Here is a 19,643-nt window from a genome sequence, read left to right as displayed (position 1 = left end):
CCCGGGGGCAGAGCCAGCTGGAGCACGCGGTGGATCACTCACCTGATGAGCCAATGCTAGTTGTCGCCTCACATCATGGCTTCAATTTCTTCGCCGTCTGAGTATACACGAGAGCAGCCCAGGATGTGAAGCACTGGGCGAACTGGGCCGTGCGCATACTCGTGAGCTGCCACTGTTGCTGACACCAGCGCCAGCAGCGCGTCTGTAGCCCTGGCACCGGTGGAGGCTCAAACGGGGTGCCAGCCTGCTGCCAGGCTCGTTGATGATTCTCACCCTGGATGACCACCCCACGCTTGTGCGCTTGCTCAGTGAGAAAGGCCGCTGTCTTCTCAAAGACCTCCTCGCGGTCGTAGTCTTTGGTAATCAGGTGATAGGAGCGATGAAAGGTGATCAAATACTTTTCGGGCGAGCTGATCTGATGATAGATGGCCCGGCCATCGCGTGGAGGAACGACGTGATCATGGCGTGCGACCATGATGAGAGCCGGCGCGGTCACCGCAGGCAGAGCCTGCCGCAAATGGGGGAGAAACTCCAGCAGATTCTCGATGGCAGCCAGCACACGCCATTGATGGCTCTGCTTGAAGCGCTGACGACTGTAGGCATAGCGCGCCGCCGGATCGCGAATGTCTTCCCAGGCCCAGCGGATGCGGGGCATCAGCCGGCGGGCCAGCCGAATGAAAGGCAAGGTCCAGGAATAGAGGTGAAGTGGTGCACACATGGCCACGACCCCATCCACCGCCTCCTGTGCGGCCACATAGAGCACCAAGGCCCCGCCTAGCGAGTGTCCTACCAGAAATACCGCGGCACAACGATGTTTGAGCGCCTGCAGCTCCGAACGCACCGCCTCCACCCAGTCTCTCCAGCCCACCTCGACCAGGCGTGTGACATCTTCTTCTCCATGCCCGGGCAGGAGCAAATTCACTACCTGCAAACCCCGCGCGCGTAGATAGACTTCCAGCTCCTGCATATCATACCGGCTGCCGTTGAGGCCATGCACTAGCACGACTCCCGCCTCTTCTTTGCGCCGCGTCTCCTCAGTGCCTTTTCCTTCGGGCAAGTCAGCGCTGGTTGAGAACAGGAACGCCATCAGAGAGACCTCCTTACTATTGCCTGAGCGTGTCGTGCAACATTCGCGGGAGCGGACCGTAGCGAATTGTGCAGAGCGCAGCCTCAGACCAGCTCTACTCGTGGAGAGAGTTCGGCCTGACAGGTAGGAATGCACACCACAGGCTGGCCTAAGCCCGCTTCCTTTCTCTGCCTCCTGTTGTATGGTAACGCGCCAGAACCACACAGGTCAATGGCTGCTCCGGCGGAGAAAGGGCTGGTCAAGTCATGGGGGAAGAGAGTACCATGATGAACAATCCTCGAACCCTCTGAGAGGAGCAACTATCAGCACAAGGAGCACTACGATGAAGTTTGCAACACGGGCTATTCACGCTGGTCAGGAGCCTGATCCCTCCACCGGTGCGATTATGCCACCAATCTTTCAGACCTCGACCTATGCTCAGCAGGGACTGGGTGGCCATAAAGGCTTTGAGTATTCGCGTACCGGTAATCCAACAAGGCAGGCCCTGGAGACCTGCCTGGCAGCCCTGGAAGAGGGAAGCTACGGCCTGGCTTTCGCCTCGGGCATGGCCGCCGAGAGCGCTGTCCTGAGCCTGCTGAGCGCAGGCGACCATCTGATCGCCTGCGATGATCTCTATGGCGGCACCTATCGCCTCTTTGAACGGATCTTACGCCGCTATCAGATTAGCTGCGATTATGTGCCTCTGGGAAGCACGCCTGAGAGCTACGCCCACCTCATTCGCCCAACGACGCGGCTGATCTGGCTGGAGAGTCCCACGAATCCCTTGCTGCGGCTTGTCGATATTGCTGCCGTGGCTGAGGTGGCCCACGCCCACGGCTTGCTCCTGGTGGTTGACAATACCTTTGCCACCCCCTACTTGCAGCAGCCGCTGCAGCTGGGGGCCGATATCGTGGTTCATAGCACCACGAAATACCTCAATGGCCATAGCGACGTCATCGGGGGAGCAGTGATCACCAGCAACGAAGAGGTCTATCAGCAGATCAAATTCTATCAGAACGCCGCCGGCGGCGTTCCTTCCCCGTTCGACTGCTGGCTGACTCTGCGCGGACTGAAAACCCTGGCCGTGCGTATGCAGCAGCATCAGGCCAATGCCTTGCGCCTCGCCCACTTTCTGATAGAGCACCCGCGCGTTGAGCGTGTCTACTATCCCGGACTGAATCAACACCCCGACTACGCTCTGGCTCAGCGCCAGATGCGCGGCCCCGGCGGCATGGTCTCCTTCCAGCTCAAAGGAACGCGCGAGGACGTTGATCGCCTGGTGCGCCGCTTCCAGGTCTTCACGCTGGCTGAAAGCCTGGGAGGCATCGAGTCCCTGGTCTGCCACCCCGCCAGCATGACCCACGGTTCCATTCCTCGCGAGGTGCGCGAGGCACGCGGCATCACCGATACGCTGCTTCGCCTCTCGGTCGGCATCGAGGACAGCGACGACCTGCTCGCCGATCTGGAACAGGCCCTGGTTTGAGCAGGTCCTTTCCGCCAGGAAAGACTATCTGAAAACAATAAGGGAATACACGGGAATCCATGGGGGAAGGCGAGCCATCCAGGCAGATGCTTTGCCCGGACTCTACCCGATCGCTAGCTGATCGCTCCCCGGTCTCGCCCTTTCTCCCCTGTTACTTTTTGGGAGAGTGAGCCATCCGGGAGCGAAAAAGCGTTATCTTTAGGTAAGGAAAAGATCTATTCCTATCCATTGATCCTTTTCTCTTCCTAAAAGGCAGGAGGCTGCTCTGAAATGAAGCCCTCAGAGAGGAAAGCGCGGCAGCGCTTCTGGCAAAGCTCGATTTTGCTTAGTCTTTTTCTTTTTCTTTTACTTCTGACACTAAATGCATGTACAGGGAATCTTCCGCAGCAGCAAGCTGCAAGCCAGGCCAAGGCTGAGCTGGACAGCCTCATTGCGCAGGCGCGCAGCGTGGGCGTTCCTCAGACATTGCTCAGTCCTATCCAGGATCAGGAGACGCAGCTGAGCAGTAGTCGGGCCCCCGTGAGCTTTTTCAGCGATCAGCCCCTGGTCCAATACTATGAGAATCTCACTCAGCGTTATCAGCAACTCTGCACCCAGGTGGAGGGGTTAACTGCTCAAGTCACCGACGAATTTGACTATCAGGCCTGGCAGGATCTGCAGGACTACGCCAGCGTGCTCTCCGAGCGCCAGGCCCAGGGCTTTGCCGAGGCCCAGCCTTTCCAGAACCGCCTGACACAGTTGCAGACGTCCTTTAATCGGGCCAAACTGCCACGAGACTACCAGCAGATTAGCAACCAGGCCCGCCAGGATACCCAGGCCCTGCGCCTGATGGCGACCGCCTCTAGCCAAATGCAAGCCCTTGACCAGGTGATCGCCCAGCTCCAGGCCTCGCACCTGGACACGACGCCACTTAAGCAGTTGCGCCAGGCCGATCAGCAGCGCTTTCAAACGGCCCAGACCCCCGCAGATTTCCAGGGGCTGATCAGCACGATCAACGCCCAGTTCACCCAGGCTGTGGTCCTGTCCACGCAGGCCATCCCCTACGTTGGCGCGGCCAAGCTGAAGCAGTTTAGCGATTATATCACTCAGGCTCAGCAGTACGGCCAGGACGTGAGCACGTTCCAGCAGCGGCTGACCGCCGATCAGCACGCGCTTGATCAGGCTCAGAGCATCGGCGATTATTTGCAGGTCTCTTCGCAGATCGACAACGATATCGCCGCCATCCAGCTCACAGTCTACCGTGGCAAGGCCAACTATCTGCTCCAGCAGTTCCATACGGAGGTCAAAAACTGGGGCGCCACGCATAAGTACCACGGCTACGAGCTGGATTTCGAATATATGGATCAGGGAATCGGCTCGGATGCCGATTATCTGGTGCAGACGGCCCAGTCCGTCGATGACTACCAGGCGGCCATTGATTTCATCAATCGCAGCATGACGCTGCTGCAGGCGATGGAGGCCGATTACAACGATCAGACACCCTACAACCAGGCCCATAACACCGACCTGCAGCTGATGGAGCGCTATGGTTTTATGCAGGGCGAGGTTATGGTGGTTTCACTGGTGGAGCAGGTGCTGCGCCTCTACAATAATGGACAGCTCGTGCGTGCCTTCTATGTGACCACCGGGCAGTATATGCGACCTTCTCCCCCAGGCATCTACCATATCTTCGATCGGGAGTCACCAACCATCTTTAAGTCGAGTGAGCCGAAAGGCTCGGCCTTCTGGTACCCCGATACCAAGATTAACTATGCGATGGCCTATCGCCAAGACGGCTACTTCATCCACGATAGCTGGTGGCGCGCCGACTATGGGCCGGGTACAGAGTTCCCGCATTACGATAGCGGCGGCGATGAGGAGTTCGCCGGCAATGGTAGCCACGGCTGCGTTAATATGCAGGAGGACCAGGCCGGCTGGCTCTATAACCATACAACCTATGGGACACCGCTGATCATCTACTAGCCATACTGTCAGCTTCTGGCTTGTTTGTTACAGACGCAACCACCTCGATCTCTCTTCCGACGAGAGCAAGGGAGATCTGGCCAGATCTCCCTTGCTCTGCTTTCTTGCGTGACCCACCCGGCTTCTTGGTTGAGCTTCTCCCCTACGCGGCGCCAACGCCAGGTAGCACACAGCCAGCCAGCTAGCCAGGAGCAGGACGATCAGGGACAAAGAGCGTTTGACAACCGGCGCCGGCTATGTTACAATCCTTGAGCACTCACCCTATCCGGCGCCCAATGCGCCGGTCTTATCTTGCTTGCACGAATCAGGCAATCAAGTCAGTAGCCAGCCAGTTGATCCATAGACAGCAAGCAGACACCAGAGAGGCGCCGCCTGGCAAGGAGCGCAACACAGTACAAGACCACCAACCAGGCCACGCTGGCAAAGGCTCGACCTCCATCGAGCCAGTGGGCCAGGTCGCTGGCGCCTCAACGGGGCGGCTGCGCTGTGCGTGATGCAACGTGACGTGACGTGACCTGACGTGACGCGCCGCGCCGCGACGCACCGCCCGCGCTGGACCCCACCGCCGAGGAGCACTCTTCAAGGAGAGCCGAGAGTCAGGCTATAACGGGCGAGCTGCTCCGGTCAGCAGCGAGAGCCTCGTCGTGTGAGTGAAAGGCGTCAACAAGTAGCTGTCGTGTGATTATCGCTAAGGAAGCGGGGAGGTTCGATAAGCTTCTATGCCCAACACGAAGTCAGCGGAGAAACGCCTGCGTCAGGAGCGCAAGCGGCGTTTGTATAACCGCAGCGTGAAGTCGTCGGTCAAGACGGCGATTAAAAAGGCTCGCCTGGCGATTGCAAGCGGCCTTGATGCTGAGGCGGCGGTGCGCAACGCTATCAGTACGCTGGATCGCGCTGTGAAGAAAGGTGTGCTGCATCCCAACAATGCCGCGCGCCGCAAGTCGCGTTTGATGAAACTCTTCAATAGCGCGAAAGCCGCCAGCTCTCCGCAGCAGGCCCATGTCGGTAGCTAGTAGCCAGGTGAGAGTCGAGCCAGTGGCCGATCAGCTGCTACAGGTAGGGCTTCTGAGTGTCGGCCCGAAGTAGGCGCAAGGGCCTTCTGGCCTTTCTTCAGCAAAGACAGTCTTCACAACGATAGAGAGCAGCGCAAGAGGCCGGTTCGTAGCAAGCCGGCTCATTGCCGCCTGCTTTGGTGTTGTCTCAATCCGTCTATCCAGGCGCTACCAGAATCAGAGCCAGCCGGATCGCACGGCCTGGTTGCTGTCTGCTTGTCTCCAGTACGGCGGCAGTGAGCCAGTGAGCCAGTAAGAGAGGTCTCCCGTCCAGAGAGGCGAAAAGAGTGGGCCTCGTCGCGGTCGCCTGCCCTGGTAGCGTAATGGAGCGGAGTGGAGGTTTCTGGGAATATGGCCGAGAAACAGGAGATTCCAAAGCCCGCCGGACACGCACTGCTGGAGGCAGTAGAGCGCTCGCAGATGCGTAAGGATGTGCCGGAGATTAAGTCCGGTGATACGGTCCGTCTGCTTGTGCGCATCGGTGAGGGTAAAGATGAGCGCGTTCAGCCCTTCGAGGGGGTCGTGATTCGCTTACACGGCGGCGGCGTCAATCGAACCTTTACCGTACGCCGCATCGCTGCACATGGGATTGGTGTCGAGCGTACTTTTCTGCTCCATTCACCCCGCCTTGAGAAGATTGAGGTGCTCCGTCACGCGCGGGTGCGCCGTAAGCAGCTGTATTATCTGCGCGAGCGTTCCGGCAAGTCGGCCCGTCTGAAGGAGATCCGCCCGATGCGCAAGGCCGAGATTGCCGCCAGGGAGGCTGCCGCGGCAGCTCGCGAGGCGTCGGTCGAGGAGCGCGGGGGCGAGGAGTAGTTGCCCCTCGCGGGCAGCCTTCTCTATGCTCTGTTGAGACGCTCTGTTGTTTCTCCTTTGCTCGCTCGCTATCTCTTCATCGCTCTCCCGGCGGCTGGTGAGGCTGGTAGTCCTGTCACCGATCAGGTAATGGCAGAGCCTGCTTCCAGCTGGTGCGGGAAAGGAGAAGCGCGAGCGCGAAACCGAGGCAGCAGAGAGGGGACATGGAGCCAACCTTAGAGGAAGAGCTGGCGCTGCTTGCTCAGGGCTACCGTTTCATCGCCGGGCTGGATGAGGCTGGCCGTGGTTGCCTGGCCGGTCCAGTGGTGGCCGCTGCTGTGATTCTTCCTGTCGAGCAACTGGCCCGGCTGACACCGGCGGCTGAGACGCCTGAAGCCGAGTCCGATCAGGATTCGGCTGCGCTATTTTTACGTACGAAGCTGCGCGATTCGAAACAGATGACTCCCGCGCAGCGCGAGCGAATGTATGCGGTGATTCAGCAGCGGGCGCTCGCCGTGGGCGTGGGCATAGCCCCAGTGGAGTTGATCGACGCGCGCAACATCCTCGAAGCCACACGGTGGGCTATGCGCGAGGCCCTGGCTCAGCTAGAGGTTCGACCAGAGGCCCTGCTGCTGGATGCGCTGACGCTGCCTGGCGTCCCTCTGCCCCAGCGCCCTCTGATCAAGGGTGATGCGCGTTGCCTCTCTATTGCCGCAGCTTCTGTGATTGCGAAGGTGACGCGCGATCACCTGATGGAGCGTCTCCACGAGGAGTTTCCTGTCTATGGTTTCGACCGCCATAAGGGCTATGGGACGGAGGCCCACCTTGCCGCCCTGCGCCGCTATGGCGTGAGTCCGCATCATCGTCGAAGCTTTGCCCCAGTACGCGAGCTGGTCGCTGGCCTCTTCAGCGCCCTGCCCGAGTCTGAAGCCGCTGAGACACCTCTGCCGACCATGCCGCTGGAATCCGTGGAGCAGGAGGAAGATGCCCGATTCTAGAGGACAGCCTGGCTTTTCCCCTTTATCTTGACTCTTGACAGGCTGTCCCTTCTTTCCCTGATGGCCTGGCACCTGGCCCGACGCCATCAGCCCGGGTCGGTCTCAGGAGTGCTATGGCTGCCTTGCTTTATCAAAACAGGTCTGCTCCGTTAACCTTCGTCCGCTGAGGGAGTGCTATGCCCGATTACGTCTGGGGCCGCAATCCGGTGTTGGAGACCCTGCGCTCATCGCGCCGGGTCAAACGCCTGCTTCTGGCCGAGGGATTGCGCGAGGCGCCGGCTCTCCGGGCCATCGTCGAGGAGGCGCAACGACGTTCGATCCCGATCGAGAGCGTGCCTCGTCCGCGCCTCGATCAGTTAAGCAGCGGCGCCGTCCACCAGGGCTGTATTGCAGTGGTGGAGTCGCGCCGTTACGCCAGCCTCGATGAGATCCTGGCTTGCGCTGCTGAGCGCCAGGAAGACCCCTTTGTGCTGATTCTGGATGCGTTGCAGGACGTTACGAATCTGGGCTCCTTGCTCCGTAGTGCTGAGGCCGCCGGAGTGCACGGGGTCGTTATTCCAGAGCATCGCGCCGCGGAAATTACTCCCGCAGTGGTCAAGACCTCCGCCGGCGCCACCGAGCATCTGCTGATCGCCCGTGAGACCAATTTGACACGCTGCATCGAGTTTTTGAAGCAGCAGAATATTTGGGTGATCGGCCTGGACGCCAGTGCCCGCCAGCACTATACCGAGGTCGATCTGACAGGACCGCTGGCTTTGGTGGTGGGCAGCGAGGCCAGGGGGTTACATCGTCTGGTACGCGAACATTGTGATCTGCTGGTAAGCATTCCAATGCGGGGGCGTATCCAGTCGCTGAATGCGGCGGTCGCCGGGAGCATTGTGCTTTATGAAGCCCTGCGCCAGCAGGAGCAGCGCAGGCGCCTCAAACCATGAGTGAACACGCCTCCGGCCCTGGCTGGCCTGCTATCTATGGGCGCCAGTCGGGAGCGCATCCCGCTACCCTACTGTCCTGCTGCCTCGTGCACAGTACGAAAAGGAGCAGGGGGCGCCAGCGGTGGCTGGGACGAGCCGCTTTGTGAAGAGCAGGCGTGCTTTATGGCACTTTCGAATGCGCTCCGGTCTGTATGCAGATGAGGTGGAAGGATAGGCATGGCCAGCAGTGCAGAAGCCCCTCCCCACACTGGGCCGACGCGAGAGCGACGTCGGGCAATCCCCTGGCTCTGGCGCTGCGCATTGCTCGGCGGCCTGTTGCTGCTCTTGTTGGGGGCCGATGCCTGGTGCTATCAGGCCGCCCTGCCGGTGGAGGTGGTGAGCCAGCCGGGGATGACGTCGTTGCTTGTGGGAGGCCAGCGCCTTACCTTAGGTCATCTGGCGCCTCTAATTGGACTGCGCCTACCAGCCCAGGACCCCGCTCTTCAGGAGTACCAGATCGACGGCAGCGATAGCACCAATAACTTCACGCTCGATCTCTCGTATATTCATAGTATTTCCTCTTCGTGGTACTACCGCTTTCAAAGCTGGATGCGCGACTTAGAGGGGTGCAGTCGCTGGCGCAATCTGCAGGTTTGGAGTGGCAATCGTCTGCTACAGACCGTCACCTGGCCTGCGCCTCCGACAACAGTGAGCTTGCCAGGCAGCAGGATGCTGCGCCTACACCTGGAGCTACAGCGGCCAGAGACGCCTCGCTCGCTCATCCTGGAAACCGCAGCCGGCGGCATGCTAGAGATTACGCTGGATCGCAACGATCGCAGCATTAGCCTGACCTGGCTCTCTCCTGAGCCGTCCTCTCAGCGGGGCGCAGACTCAGCACCGCTCACAAGTACTTTCTTTTTCCCGCTCGCTGCTGCCCCGTTCGGCGCCGAAGTCCTCGATATCATCGTGCGCTCGCTGCTCTGGTCCACAGCCTTGTTGCTTCTGTTGACGCTGATCACCAGCGCCTTGACCAGTATCGGCTCGTTGGTGGGTCTGCGGCTGGTTGCTGCCCGACGTCTAGCCACCTCTCGCGCCGACCAGGAGCGCGCAGGCTGCGCTCGCGCTCGGCAGCGGTCCTGGTGGACTGCCAGCGGCCAACGAGTGCCTGATTTGCTCACAGGCTGGTGGCAGCGCCTGACAACGGCGTTGCACCCACTGGCCTTGCTGGCCCTGATCGCCTCTTTGGGCTATACGCTCTGGATTGCGCGGGTCGAGTACAATGGCCAGCCTCATATCTATGATGCTGCCGCTTACGTCTTCGCCGCCAAAATGTACGCCCAGGGGCGGCTGGCTGTGCCCCTTCCACCCACGCCCGACCTCTTTCCCGGTCCCTTCATGGTTCAGTTTGACGGTCGCTGGTTCGCTCAATATCCACCCGGCACCGCCCTTACGCTGGTGCCGGGCTTCTGGCTCGGTCTGCCCTACGCCGTCGAGCCGATCCTTGGGACATTAGCTCTGCTGGGCATCGGCCTCATTGCTGCTCGTCTTTACGACCGCACGGTCGCTACGCTGACCGTGTTGCTGGGGGTGCTCTCACCGTTCTATAGCTATCTGGCGGCCTCCTACCTCAGTCACACTATTACACTCTTCTATCTCGTCTGGGGCCTCTGGGCGCTGCTTCGCTTTCAGCAAGAGGGCAAGCTTTGGGGGCCACCCCTGGCGGCGCTCTGCTTCGGGCTGGCCTATCTGACGCGCGAGCAGGTGGCGCTGCTTTATATTGTCATGCTGAGCGGCGCCACCCTCTCTGCTGCCTGGCGGCGCTGGCGTCCCTGGCCGAATGCCTGGCTACGGGCCTTGATCGCCTCCAGTCTGATCCTTTTGCTCTTCTTCATCCTCTACCTACTGTACAACCTGGCCCTGACGGGCAACCCGTTGATTACTCCGCGCGAGCTGTTCTTCGCTGGCGACCGCTGGGGCTTCGGCCAGGGTATCGGCTTCTACGGCGCCCACACTCTGGCGGCCGGTCTGGTCAACCTCGACGAGCAGCTCACGATTCTGGCAATCGATCTCTTCGGCTGGCCCTTCTATCTCACGCTGGCCCTGCCGCTGCTGCCCTTCGTGAGCGGCCAGAGCCGGATCACAGACTGGCTGTTGTTAGCGGGGACAGCGACCATCGCGCTGGCTTTCGTGGGCTACTTTTACCACGGCATCTATCTGGGGCCGCGCTACCTCTACGAGACGCTACCCTTTCTACTCATGCTGAGTGCCCGTGGTCTGGTGGCCCTGGCCCGCCACGAGCAGGCCATTGCCCGGGGCATTGGGCAGGCTTTGAGAAGCCGCTCAGTCAGCCGGACGGGCCTGCCTCAGCAGGAGACCAGCGCGCTCCTTCAGACGACCGCAGAGCAAGAGCCAGGCGTCGGGCGCTCCGTGGTGGGTCTGCTGGCACAGGGCAGCCCGCTGACGGCCTTACTCTTCATTGGACTCCTGGCCTGTAACCTTCTCTACTACACCCCGCGACAGATCAGCCTCTATCAGAACTACAGCGGGCTGCCAGCCGGAACGCAGGTCAATCTGCAGGCCATCTACCAGCCGCCGGTGCACCACGCCATTGTCGTCACCACCGACCTGACCCTCTACGATTTCGTCCTCTTCCCCCTCAATAACCCCCTCTTAGGGCAGGGAGATATCATCTATGCCAGGGCCAGCGAGCCAGAGGAGTTTGAGCGCCTGCGCCGCGCCTTCCCGGGCCGCCCTCTCTACTTCCTGGAGGTTGGACCCAACGGCCAGGTCACCTACCTGCCTCTGCCTTGAGCCAGCAGCAGGCTAGAGCGAGAGGCGCTGAAAGACACGCTCAGGAATCAGACGAATAATGAGCATCACCAGGCGCCAATAGCCGGGCAAATAGACCACCGGGCGGCCCTGCTGCATGGCCCGGTAGACGCCACGACCAACGCGGCGCGCGCTGGAGAAGAGCAGTCCCTTGCGCAAGTGGGCCGTCATTGGCGTATCGACCAGCCCTGGCTTAATGGTCACGACGGCCACGCCGTGCCTGGCAAGGCGAGCACGCAGGCCCTGTAAGAAGAGGGAGACCGCCCCTTTGGCTGCACCATAGACATAGTTGCTGGGGCGACCGCGATCGCCTGCCACTGAAGAGAGCACTGCAATGCAGCCGCGCCCACGCTGTTCAAAATAGTTCGCGGCCAGCGTCAGCAGCGCGATGACACTGAGGGCATTGGTCTGGAACTCGCGCAGCGTCTCCTCAACGCTCAACTCGCACTTATGCTGATCGCCAAGGGTACCGTGCGCGATCAGCAAGCCATCCAGCCAGCCGAAGGCGGCCACGGCGGCGTCGAGCATCTCCTGATGGCGCGCTACATCGTTAACATCCAGGACAAAGGTTTCGACGCGCTGAGCCCCACGCACCTGCAGATCGGCGGCCACCGTCTCCAGCTTTTCCGGGTTGCGCCCAACCAGAAACAACTCGGCCCCCTGGGCCGCCATGCACTTTGCCGCTTCACAGGCAATAGCCGAGGTCGCGCCAACAATCACAACTTTCTGCAACACCATAGTCAAACCTCTACCGTGGCAGACTGTTCCCACGAGGGCACGAGGGCCATCCGCCGCCAGAAACTGGATGAGAACTTCGGATCAACATAGCGCATAAACTCCTGCCAGCGTGGGAAGAAGCGCTTGAAATCCTCGCCGTGCATGCGGGCATCCTTGGCCGGGTAAAGCGCCCCGCCGCTCTCGCGCACCAGCGCGTCCAGCTCTTCGAAGAGGCGTAGGGTCTTCGGCCCCTGGTTGGCGAAATCCAGCGCCAGGGTCAGGCCCGGGCGAGGGAAGGAGAGTAGACCAGGCGAGCGTACGTCTCCAAACTTCTTCAGGACCGCCAGGAACGAACCCTGACCGGAGCGACTGATGCGCTGCAGGATCTCCTTCATCACATCGTAACCCTGATCGTAGGGCACCACACACTGATACTGGAAGAACCCGCGTGGTCCATACATGCGGTTCCAGTCATGAATAGAGTCTAGAGGATAGAAGAAAGGTTCATAAGGAACTACTTTAGAAACGCGCTTCTGAAGCTGAGAGTGATCATAGAGTGTGTTGAAGATTTTCAGCGTTAGCGTGTTCAAGGTAAAGGAAGGCAGATCGACGGGCACAGCCAGCGGCAGCTTGCGTGGCAGCGGCTTGCGAGCATAGTCGGGAGACCGATTATGATTGCCGCGCATAAAGATGCCTCGTCCGAGCTTGCTTCCGCTGGCCAGGCAGTCGACCCAGGCCACCGTATACTCATACTGCTCGTCGGATTCAGCGCACAGCTCCATAAACTCTTCGAGCGAATCGTAGCGGATACGCTCCATATCGATATAGGGATTGTGAATGCGCTTCAAGCGAAATTCGGCCCAGAGGATCAAGCCCGTTAGGCCGAGTCCGCCGATGGTTGCCTCAAACAGCTCGCGATTCTCCGTCGGCGAGCAGATCAGGCGCTTGCCATTCGAGCGCAGCAACTCGAAGCGCGTGACGTGGCAGCCGAAGGTCCCCGCCTTATGATGGTTCTTGCCATGAATATCGTTGGCGATCGCCCCACCCACCGATACAAATTTCGTGCCAGGAGAGACCGGCAGGAACCAGCCCCGAGGCACAATCAGATCCAGAACCTCGGCCAGCGAGACGCCGGCCTCACAGCGCAACAGCCCTTGCTCTTCATCAAAAGACAGAAAACGCCGCAGGTGACTGGCCAGCAGCACTGTTCCATTTTCGTTAAGACAGCTATCGCCATAGCTGCGGCCATAGCCGTAGGCCAGCAGCGGTCCCGGCAGGGCCTGCAGATCAGGCAGTTGATCGCGCCAGTAGATCGGTACGACGCGCGCCGGCTTGACGCGCGGATAACGCCCCCATGATTGCGGTATCGCTTGCGTGGAAAGCATTGCTTGTTTCCCCCACGTGGCGAAGTGAAGACTTCCACCTGTAGAACGGATAATTCTCCAAGAGAGCTACGCGCTGGCCAGTTGGCAAGCTGGCAAATCAGCAGCAGGAGATCGCTCAGCGACCCTCAGCGACTGGTAGCGACGACAGAGAAGCAGCAGACAGCCAGAAGCCTTCCAGCCAACCAGGGCCATTGTACGTCATTATTCGCCGCTTTGCACGTCTCTGCCCCTTTCTGGCCCTCGTTTGCTATGCTGGCGAGATGGTACAATGCTCTCCAGTCGAGATCTGCCCGCCCTGACCCGCCCGAGCAGAGCCAACCAATCAATCAATCAACCAACGGCGGAGCGGCGGCAACACAATGGAAAGAAAGGAGTCCAAGCGCTGAGATGCAGGCGGTGATCTTCGCCGGTGGCACGCTGCGCCCGAGCCTTCTGGTTGAGGAGGCTCTCCGCCAGGCAGACCTGATTCTGGCGGCAGATGGTGGGGCTGAGAGCGCTCTTCGCCTGGGCCGGCAACCAGAGGTCGTACTGGGAGACCTGGATTCGCTCGCTCCTTCCCTGGCTGCCCGGCTTGAGGCCGCCGGCTGTCGTTTTGTGCAAACGCCTGTCGAGAAGAACGAGACCGATAGCGAGCTGGCGCTCCAGTATGCCATTGAGCAGGGTGCAACGGCTGTGACCATCCTGGGAGCCTGGGGAGGAGCCCGCTGCGACCACGCGCTGGCCAACGTACTGCTGCTGGCAGCCTACGATCAGGTAGCAGTACGCCTTATCGATGGACCATCAATCTGCTGGCTACTACGCGGCCCCGGTGTCGCGCAGATCCGTGGTCAGATCGGCGATCTGGTCTCGCTGCTGCCTCTGGCGGGCGATGCTCAGGGTGTCGCTACTCAGGGGCTGTACTATCCGCTGCACGGGGAGACGCTCGTCTTTGGTCGGCCCCGCGGTGTCAGCAACCAGCTAATCCAGCCGGAGGCCAGCGTCACTCTGGTCAGCGGGCAGCTCCTGATCATCCATACGCGCAGCGACCTCCTCTGATCTGCCCCATTGCGGCGTTGGCAGCCAGCGGCTCACCTCTCGCTCTCCAGCTCCCCTGCCGCGGGCACTAGCCGCTGCTGCTCACACTCCAGACACGCACGCTGTTCCCTCCTGTGGAGGCCAGCAGTCCGCCATTGAGGGCCCAATCCACTGCCGCCACGTTCCCTTCCTGCTCTTCATAGGTATAGAGCGGACTGTAAGCGGTCATGCTGGCCAGCCAAATGGTGGCCTGATTGCCGCTGCCGGTCAGCAGCAGGCGACTATCGGGTGACCAGGCCAGAGTGGTACAGGGGAGCGACGAGACGGCCTGGCCGCCGAGAAAGGCGCTGCCCTGCAGACTGATCAAGACTACCTGGCCATCGGCGCCGGCACCAGCGAGCTGTGAGCCATCGGGCGACCAGGCGAGCGCCAGTAGCGCGACAGGCTGCCCACTGACGGCATCGAGGATGCTCTGGCGCGCGCTCAGCGCTGCACTGCGTGTGTCCCATAGCAGCACATTGCCCCCCTCATCGGCACTGGCCAGGGTAGTAGTCGCGGGCGACCAGCTCAGAGCATTGATCGGCAGATGCCGCCCATCCAGGAGCAGCCAGCGGCGGGTCCCAGTGCTGGCCTCCCAAACCTGCACACTGCCATCGACGCCACCCGAGGCGAACAAACCCACTGCGCTTCCCCTGACAGCTCGCACTGCTCCTCGATGGCCACGATAGATCAGCAGGCGCTGCTGCTGAGCTACATCCCAGACCTGCACCGTACCATCTTCGCTGCTGGAAGCCAGCACACTGGTGCCAGGCAGCCAGGCAAGGGAGGTAATAGCCGCGCGATGATCGTCATAGTGCAGCAGCAACTCGCCAGAGAGCGGCTCCCAGACGTGAACCACATGAGCCAGGTCGCCAGAGGCCAGATACTGCCCGTCGCTGGAGAAGGCCACGGCGCGAACCGGAGCCTGATGGCCGCTGTAGCTCAGGGCCAGGCGCACGCTCACGCGCGGGAGTGAGAGCAGATTGGCCGCCGGCGTGCGCGCGAAGACGGTAGGCGTTTGGAGTCTGGCCGAGGCTGAGATCAGCGGCAGGCCCAGCTCGTGCGCTCCCAAAAGGCCTACCACAGTCCCCAGGAGAAAAGGGCCGGCAAAGAGCAGCAAACGGCGCGGCAGCGTCGGAGCCGGTGACGCGGCTGCCGCCGATGGCGCCGCGGTTGAGAGCTGGGCCACCTGGCGTCGGCGTTTCCCCCGCGTCGGGGGCGGCTGCTGACCCGGCCTGCGGCTGCTGGTCCGCTGGTCCTGTGGAAGCTGGAGACGGATCAAATCAAGCTGGCGTCGCACTTCTGCGGCACTGGCTGGCCGTTTTTGGGGGGAGATCTCCACCATGCGCGCCACCAGCTCATCCAGCTCTGGAGGGAGCGAAGGATCAAAGGAGCGTAGCGAGGCGAAGCGCAGCGGGGCCTCCGAAGGGTCAACGCCTGTCAGCATCTGGTGGAGCGTGGCCCCCAGCCCATAGATATCGGCCTGCGGCGTACTCTGTGCCCTGCCATACTGCTCGGGGGCCGCATAGCCAGGCGAACCCAGCGCCAGCGTATCGCGGCTCTGACCTGGCTTGAAACGTCGCGCGATCCCAAAGTCAATCAGGCAGACCCGCCCGGCGACACTATCAAGCATGATATTGGCCGGTTTCAGGTCACGGAAGATGATCGGCACAGGACGCGAATGCAAGTACTCCAGAACGGTGCAGAGTTGAATGGCAATCTCCAGGGCCTCCGCCAGAGGAAGGCGACCATCCTGGCTGCGCTGCAAGCGTTCCTCCAGCGTCTCGCCCTGAATGAATTCCATGACCAGATAGCAGCAATCCTGTTCGGTAAAATACTCGTAAACTTCCGGCAAGCTGGGATGACGCAGGGTCGCCAGTAGCGAGGCCTCACTGTAGAAGGCGGCCATTGTCTCAGCAGCCACGCGCGGCTCCAAATGAAAGGCCACGATCTCTTTGATGGCCACACGGCGCTCGCCTTCGTGCAGATCGCTGGCCTCATAGACAGCCCCCGAACCGCCGCGTCCCAAAATACGCAAAATATGATAGCGCTCTCGCAAGACCATACCGGGCCAGAGCGGCACGAGCGAACGGCTGTCTACCGGTTCTTCCTCCGCTTCAGGCCCCAGCCTGATCACAGCCGGCCTTTCCCGAGCCGGCGAAGAGTCGGCAATGGCGGCAGACTCGGCAGCAGGCAAGAGGGAGGCCTGGCAGTATTGGCAGATCTGGGTTCCCTGGCTGTTGGCAGCCCCGCACGTCGGGCAAAAGATAGACTGGTCAGATGTCTGCATAATGGTGGTTCTTCGCACCAAGGCTAGAGCAGCTTATCGAGCAGATAGATCCAGCATGGCCGGATATCCATCTATTAGATGAAACGAAGAGAGTGCGCTGAGGTATCGGCTTTCTCCCGCCTTGCCTGCCCAGCTGCTCTAGCCAGGGACGACACTCTAGAGCCACCCAAAAGCACAGCGGCCAACGGAAGAGCTAACTGGCCACTCTCTCTTCCGTTGGCCGCCATTCGCTCCAGCGCAGGCCTGCGCCAGACGAGCAATCAGTGAGGCAGGAAGGCATTGGTATAGAGCGAGTCAAAGTTGAGCGAGCGCACAACCTGACCGGCACTATTCTTAATCTGGCCTGTATCCAGGATGAACTGAGGATAACCATGCCAGGGGGCAGAGTCCTGCCAGCCCCACTGGCGGCCTGGGTCAGCGTAGCGCGGACTCAAGAATGCCTGGCTAGCGTAGACCAGGCCGGGATCGGGGAAAGTGCCCTTGGGAGCCATATTGAGCAGCATCTGCGCCGCCTCACGCGGATGCTGGCGCGCATACTCATAGCCGCGCGCCGTCGCCGCCATGAAGCGACGCAGTACATCCGGCTCCTCCTTGATCTGGCGCGGCCCCGTAATCAAGGTTGGGGTATAGTAATCGGGAATACCATAGCTGGTCACCGGGAAGACATTCAGCTGCACCCCCTGGCGCTGAGCCTGAATAACCTCCCAGCCCTCAAAGACCCAGACGAAGTCGACGCGGCCCGTCTCCAGAGCCTGCATACTATCGACATCCAGGGTGACGCTGCGAAAGACCCCCTTGCCACCGTCGTGCTTGATAATGGCGCTCACCACCGCTGTCTCATAAGGCGCACCGAAAGCTGCATAGACCTTGCCATCGAGATCGCGCGGACGCTTCAGGCCAGACTTGGCCAGCGTCACCAGCGCCGAAGTATTGTGCTGAATAATAGCTGCGATCGAGACCACAGGCTGGCCGAGGGCCGCGTCGGTGACCACGCCCTCGGTCGAGCTAATGCCCACATCGGCCTTGCCACTACTGACCAGCACGTCGGGCGAGACATTCGAAGAAAAGGGGAGGATCTCCAGTCTGATCCCCTCCTGGGCGTACCAGCCCTGGGCCAGGGCCACATAAATACCTGTGTGATTGGTATTGGGCGTCCAGTCGAGGGCCAGCTTGACCGTCGTCAGGGGCCGCGCTGTGCCAGTGCCGGCTGGGCCGGTGCTGGTACCAGAGCTGGCACCATGCTGCTGCCAGAGAAAGGCCCCAACGACTACCACAATGACCAGCAGCGGGATCACAATACTCAATGTCAAACGTGTTCTGTTGTTCATGGGCGACCTATCCTTTCAAGTCAAGCCACAGAGCTGAGGCACGAGGGTTCAGCGCCGCATGCGTGCCTGGGTAAAATACCAGGGAAGGGCCAGACGCTCGCAGAGGGCCACCAGGCCAAAGAGCAGGATGGTCAAGACGACAGTAATCAGGACCGCCGCCAACACATTGGCCATCGCAAAGGAGTTGGCCGAGGTCTCCATATAGAGGCCCAGGCCCTTCTCGGCACCGACGTACTCGCCGACAATGGCCCCCGTAACGCTGTAGGTGACGGCAATGCGCAAGCCGGAGAAGAAGGCCGGTAAGGCCCCCGGCAGACGCACCAACCAGAGAATCTGCCAGCGCGAGGCGCGCATGCTCCGCAGGACTTTGATCAGCTCCGGCTCGACGCTGAGCAGACCATCAGCACAGGCCACGGCGATGGGGAAAAAGCAGTAGAGAATCACCAGCAAGACCTTGGGCAGCAGGCCATAGCCGAACCAGACCAGCAGTAACGGCGCCAGCGCCACCATCGGAATGGTCTGCGAGGTCAAGAGCAGCGGGTAGAGCGCGCGCCGCACCCAGGGAGAGAGATCGAGCAGCACGGCGATGAGCAGGCCCAGAACCACCGAGATAGCCAGGCCGATCAGAGTCTCAACCAGCGTCTGCAAGGTGTGCTCGTAGAGCAGGCCCCAGTTCGCCACCAGAGCCTGCAACATGGCCGTCGGCGCCGGCAGAATAAAAGGACTCACCTGGGCCAGGCGCACATAGCTTTCCCAGAGCACAAGAAGAAGGGTGGCGAGAATGATGGCCGGTCCATAGCTGGCCAGCTTGCGCAGAGTATCGGAGGCACCGCCGTTCATGCTCTCTGCTCCTTCAGCAGTAAGCTGATCAACTCCTGTTCGAGGCTGGCAGCCGCGGGCGTGGCCAGCTGCTCAGGACGCCGCGGGCGCGGCAGCTCTACCCTGACGACGCGCAGCACCCGGGCCGGGCGAGCGCTGAAAATGTAGATGCGGTCGGAGAGCAGGATGGCCTCACGAACATCATGCGTAATAAAGAGAATGCTCGATTGAAGGCTCTGCCACAGCTCCTGCAACCACATCTGTAAGGAGAGGCGGGTCAAAGCATCGAGCGCCCCGAATGGCTCATCTAACAGGAGAAAAGAGGGATGAAAGAGTACGGTACGCAGCAAGGCCACACGCTGGCTCATCCCGCCGGAGAGCGAGGCCGGGTAGTGGTCGGCGAACTCGCTCAGGCCGAAGCGCTTGAGCAGCTCGTGAGCCTGTTCGCGCGCGAGCCTGCGCGGAACCCGGCGAATGTCCAGGCCCAACATCACATTCTCCTCGACAGTGCGCCAGGGCAGGAGCAGCGGCTGTTGCGGCATGTAGCCCGTCTTGCCAGTGCGCTCGCCATTGACCTCGCCATCCAGCATAATGGTGCCGCCAGTCGGTTCCTCGACCCCGGCGATGATGTTGAACAGGGTACTTTTGCCGCAGCCACTGGGGCCAATGATGGTTACAAACTCGCCCGCGTTGACCGTCAGATCGATGCCAGCCAGCGCCTCCACACTCTGTCTTCCAGCGCGGTAGCGGTATGTGACCCCCTCAAGCAGCAATTTGGGCGAATGCATCGCTGTTGCTCCACTATCGCTAACAAGGCTGAGTCTGCGCAGCTAGCAGGCGCGCAGAGTGGAGCGCTGAAGGGGGCCGAGACAGCCAGTGGCAGGAGAGGAACCCAAAGCAGAGGCATGGAGCCCAGAACAGAGCAGAGCAGAGCGGATCTGGCGGCAATGACTCG

General features: G+C 61.0%; 15 protein-coding genes. 8 read left to right on the top strand and 7 right to left on the bottom strand.

Annotation, left to right across the window (positions count from 1 at the left end; genetic code table 11):
• Positions 1-73 precede the first annotated feature (73 nt).
• Positions 74-1,087 (bottom strand): alpha/beta hydrolase, encoded by a 1,014-nt coding sequence (locus A4R35_RS16260; RefSeq protein ID WP_112431173.1) that lies wholly within the window; start codon positions 1,085-1,087, stop codon positions 74-76.
• Positions 1,088-1,409: 322 nt separating this feature from the next.
• Between A4R35_RS16260 and A4R35_RS16255 the strand changes: the two genes are divergently transcribed.
• From A4R35_RS16255 to A4R35_RS16225, 7 genes are all read left to right on the top strand, one after another.
• Positions 1,410-2,549: a cystathionine gamma-synthase gene (locus A4R35_RS16255; protein WP_399357707.1), complete on the top strand. Its 1,140-nt coding sequence runs from the start codon at positions 1,410-1,412 to the stop codon at positions 2,547-2,549.
• A 447-nt stretch (positions 2,550-2,996) separates the two neighbouring features.
• Complete coding sequence (locus A4R35_RS16250; RefSeq protein ID WP_189361926.1) at positions 2,997-4,511, top strand: L,D-transpeptidase family protein; 1,515 nt, start codon at positions 2,997-2,999, stop codon at positions 4,509-4,511.
• Between the two features lie 719 nt (positions 4,512-5,230).
• The gene (gene rpsT, locus A4R35_RS16245; RefSeq protein WP_112431167.1) at positions 5,231-5,524 is read left to right on the top strand and encodes a 30S ribosomal protein S20; all 294 of its coding nucleotides are present in this window, start codon (positions 5,231-5,233) and stop codon (positions 5,522-5,524) included.
• Between the two features lie 390 nt (positions 5,525-5,914).
• Entirely contained in the window at positions 5,915-6,379 is a 465-nt protein-coding gene (gene rplS, locus A4R35_RS16240; RefSeq protein ID WP_112431165.1) for a 50S ribosomal protein L19, read from the top strand.
• Between the two features lie 152 nt (positions 6,380-6,531).
• A complete protein-coding gene (locus A4R35_RS16235) occupies positions 6,532-7,356 on the top strand; it encodes a ribonuclease HII (protein ID WP_223258366.1) in 825 nt (274 codons plus the stop codon).
• A gap of 176 nt (positions 7,357-7,532) precedes the next feature.
• Positions 7,533-8,288, top strand: a complete 756-nt coding sequence (rlmB, locus tag A4R35_RS16230) for a 23S rRNA (guanosine(2251)-2'-O)-methyltransferase RlmB (RefSeq protein ID WP_112431161.1) — start codon at positions 7,533-7,535, stop codon at positions 8,286-8,288.
• 216 nt (positions 8,289-8,504) lie between these two features.
• The gene (locus tag A4R35_RS16225; RefSeq protein WP_112431159.1) at positions 8,505-11,078 is read left to right on the top strand and encodes an ArnT family glycosyltransferase; all 2,574 of its coding nucleotides are present in this window, start codon (positions 8,505-8,507) and stop codon (positions 11,076-11,078) included.
• 12 nt (positions 11,079-11,090) lie between these two features.
• On the opposite strand, the gene A4R35_RS16220 is transcribed toward A4R35_RS16225, so the two are convergent.
• The gene (locus tag A4R35_RS16220) at positions 11,091-11,828 is read right to left on the bottom strand and encodes an SDR family oxidoreductase (RefSeq protein ID WP_112434255.1); all 738 of its coding nucleotides are present in this window, start codon (positions 11,826-11,828) and stop codon (positions 11,091-11,093) included.
• Positions 11,829-11,836: 8 nt separating this feature from the next.
• Positions 11,837-13,198 carry an FAD-binding oxidoreductase gene (locus A4R35_RS16215; protein ID WP_112431157.1) on the bottom strand — a complete coding sequence of 454 codons (1,362 nt, stop codon included), beginning with the start codon at positions 13,196-13,198 and terminating at the stop codon, positions 11,837-11,839.
• 387 nt (positions 13,199-13,585) lie between these two features.
• On the opposite strand from A4R35_RS16215, the gene A4R35_RS16210 reads away from it, so the two are divergent.
• Entirely contained in the window at positions 13,586-14,233 is a 648-nt protein-coding gene (locus A4R35_RS16210; protein ID WP_189361924.1) for a thiamine diphosphokinase, read from the top strand.
• Between the two features lie 67 nt (positions 14,234-14,300).
• Here A4R35_RS16210 and A4R35_RS16205 read toward each other — a convergent pair whose 3' ends face one another.
• The 4 genes from A4R35_RS16205 to A4R35_RS16190 form a co-directional block, all read right to left on the bottom strand.
• Complete coding sequence (locus A4R35_RS16205; protein ID WP_112431154.1) at positions 14,301-16,541, bottom strand: WD40 repeat domain-containing serine/threonine protein kinase; 2,241 nt, start codon at positions 16,539-16,541, stop codon at positions 14,301-14,303.
• Positions 16,542-16,801: 260 nt separating this feature from the next.
• Positions 16,802-17,869: an ABC transporter substrate-binding protein gene (locus tag A4R35_RS16200; protein ID WP_112431152.1), complete on the bottom strand. Its 1,068-nt coding sequence runs from the start codon at positions 17,867-17,869 to the stop codon at positions 16,802-16,804.
• Between the two features lie 48 nt (positions 17,870-17,917).
• Positions 17,918-18,709, bottom strand: coding sequence for an ABC transporter permease (locus A4R35_RS16195; protein ID WP_112431150.1), 792 nt, complete (start codon positions 18,707-18,709; stop codon positions 17,918-17,920).
• Entirely contained in the window at positions 18,706-19,476 is a 771-nt protein-coding gene (locus A4R35_RS16190) for an ABC transporter ATP-binding protein (protein ID WP_112431148.1), read from the bottom strand. Before A4R35_RS16190 ends, A4R35_RS16195 begins: the two co-directional genes overlap by 4 nt.
• Positions 19,477-19,643 lie beyond the last annotated feature (167 nt).

It is taken from the genome of Thermogemmatispora tikiterensis (assembly GCF_003268475.1).
Taxonomy (GTDB): Bacteria; Chloroflexota; Ktedonobacteria; order Ktedonobacterales; family Ktedonobacteraceae; genus Thermogemmatispora; species Thermogemmatispora tikiterensis.
The sequence above is the reverse complement of the archived record's forward strand: the minus strand, read 5'-3'. Positions and strand labels throughout refer to the sequence as shown.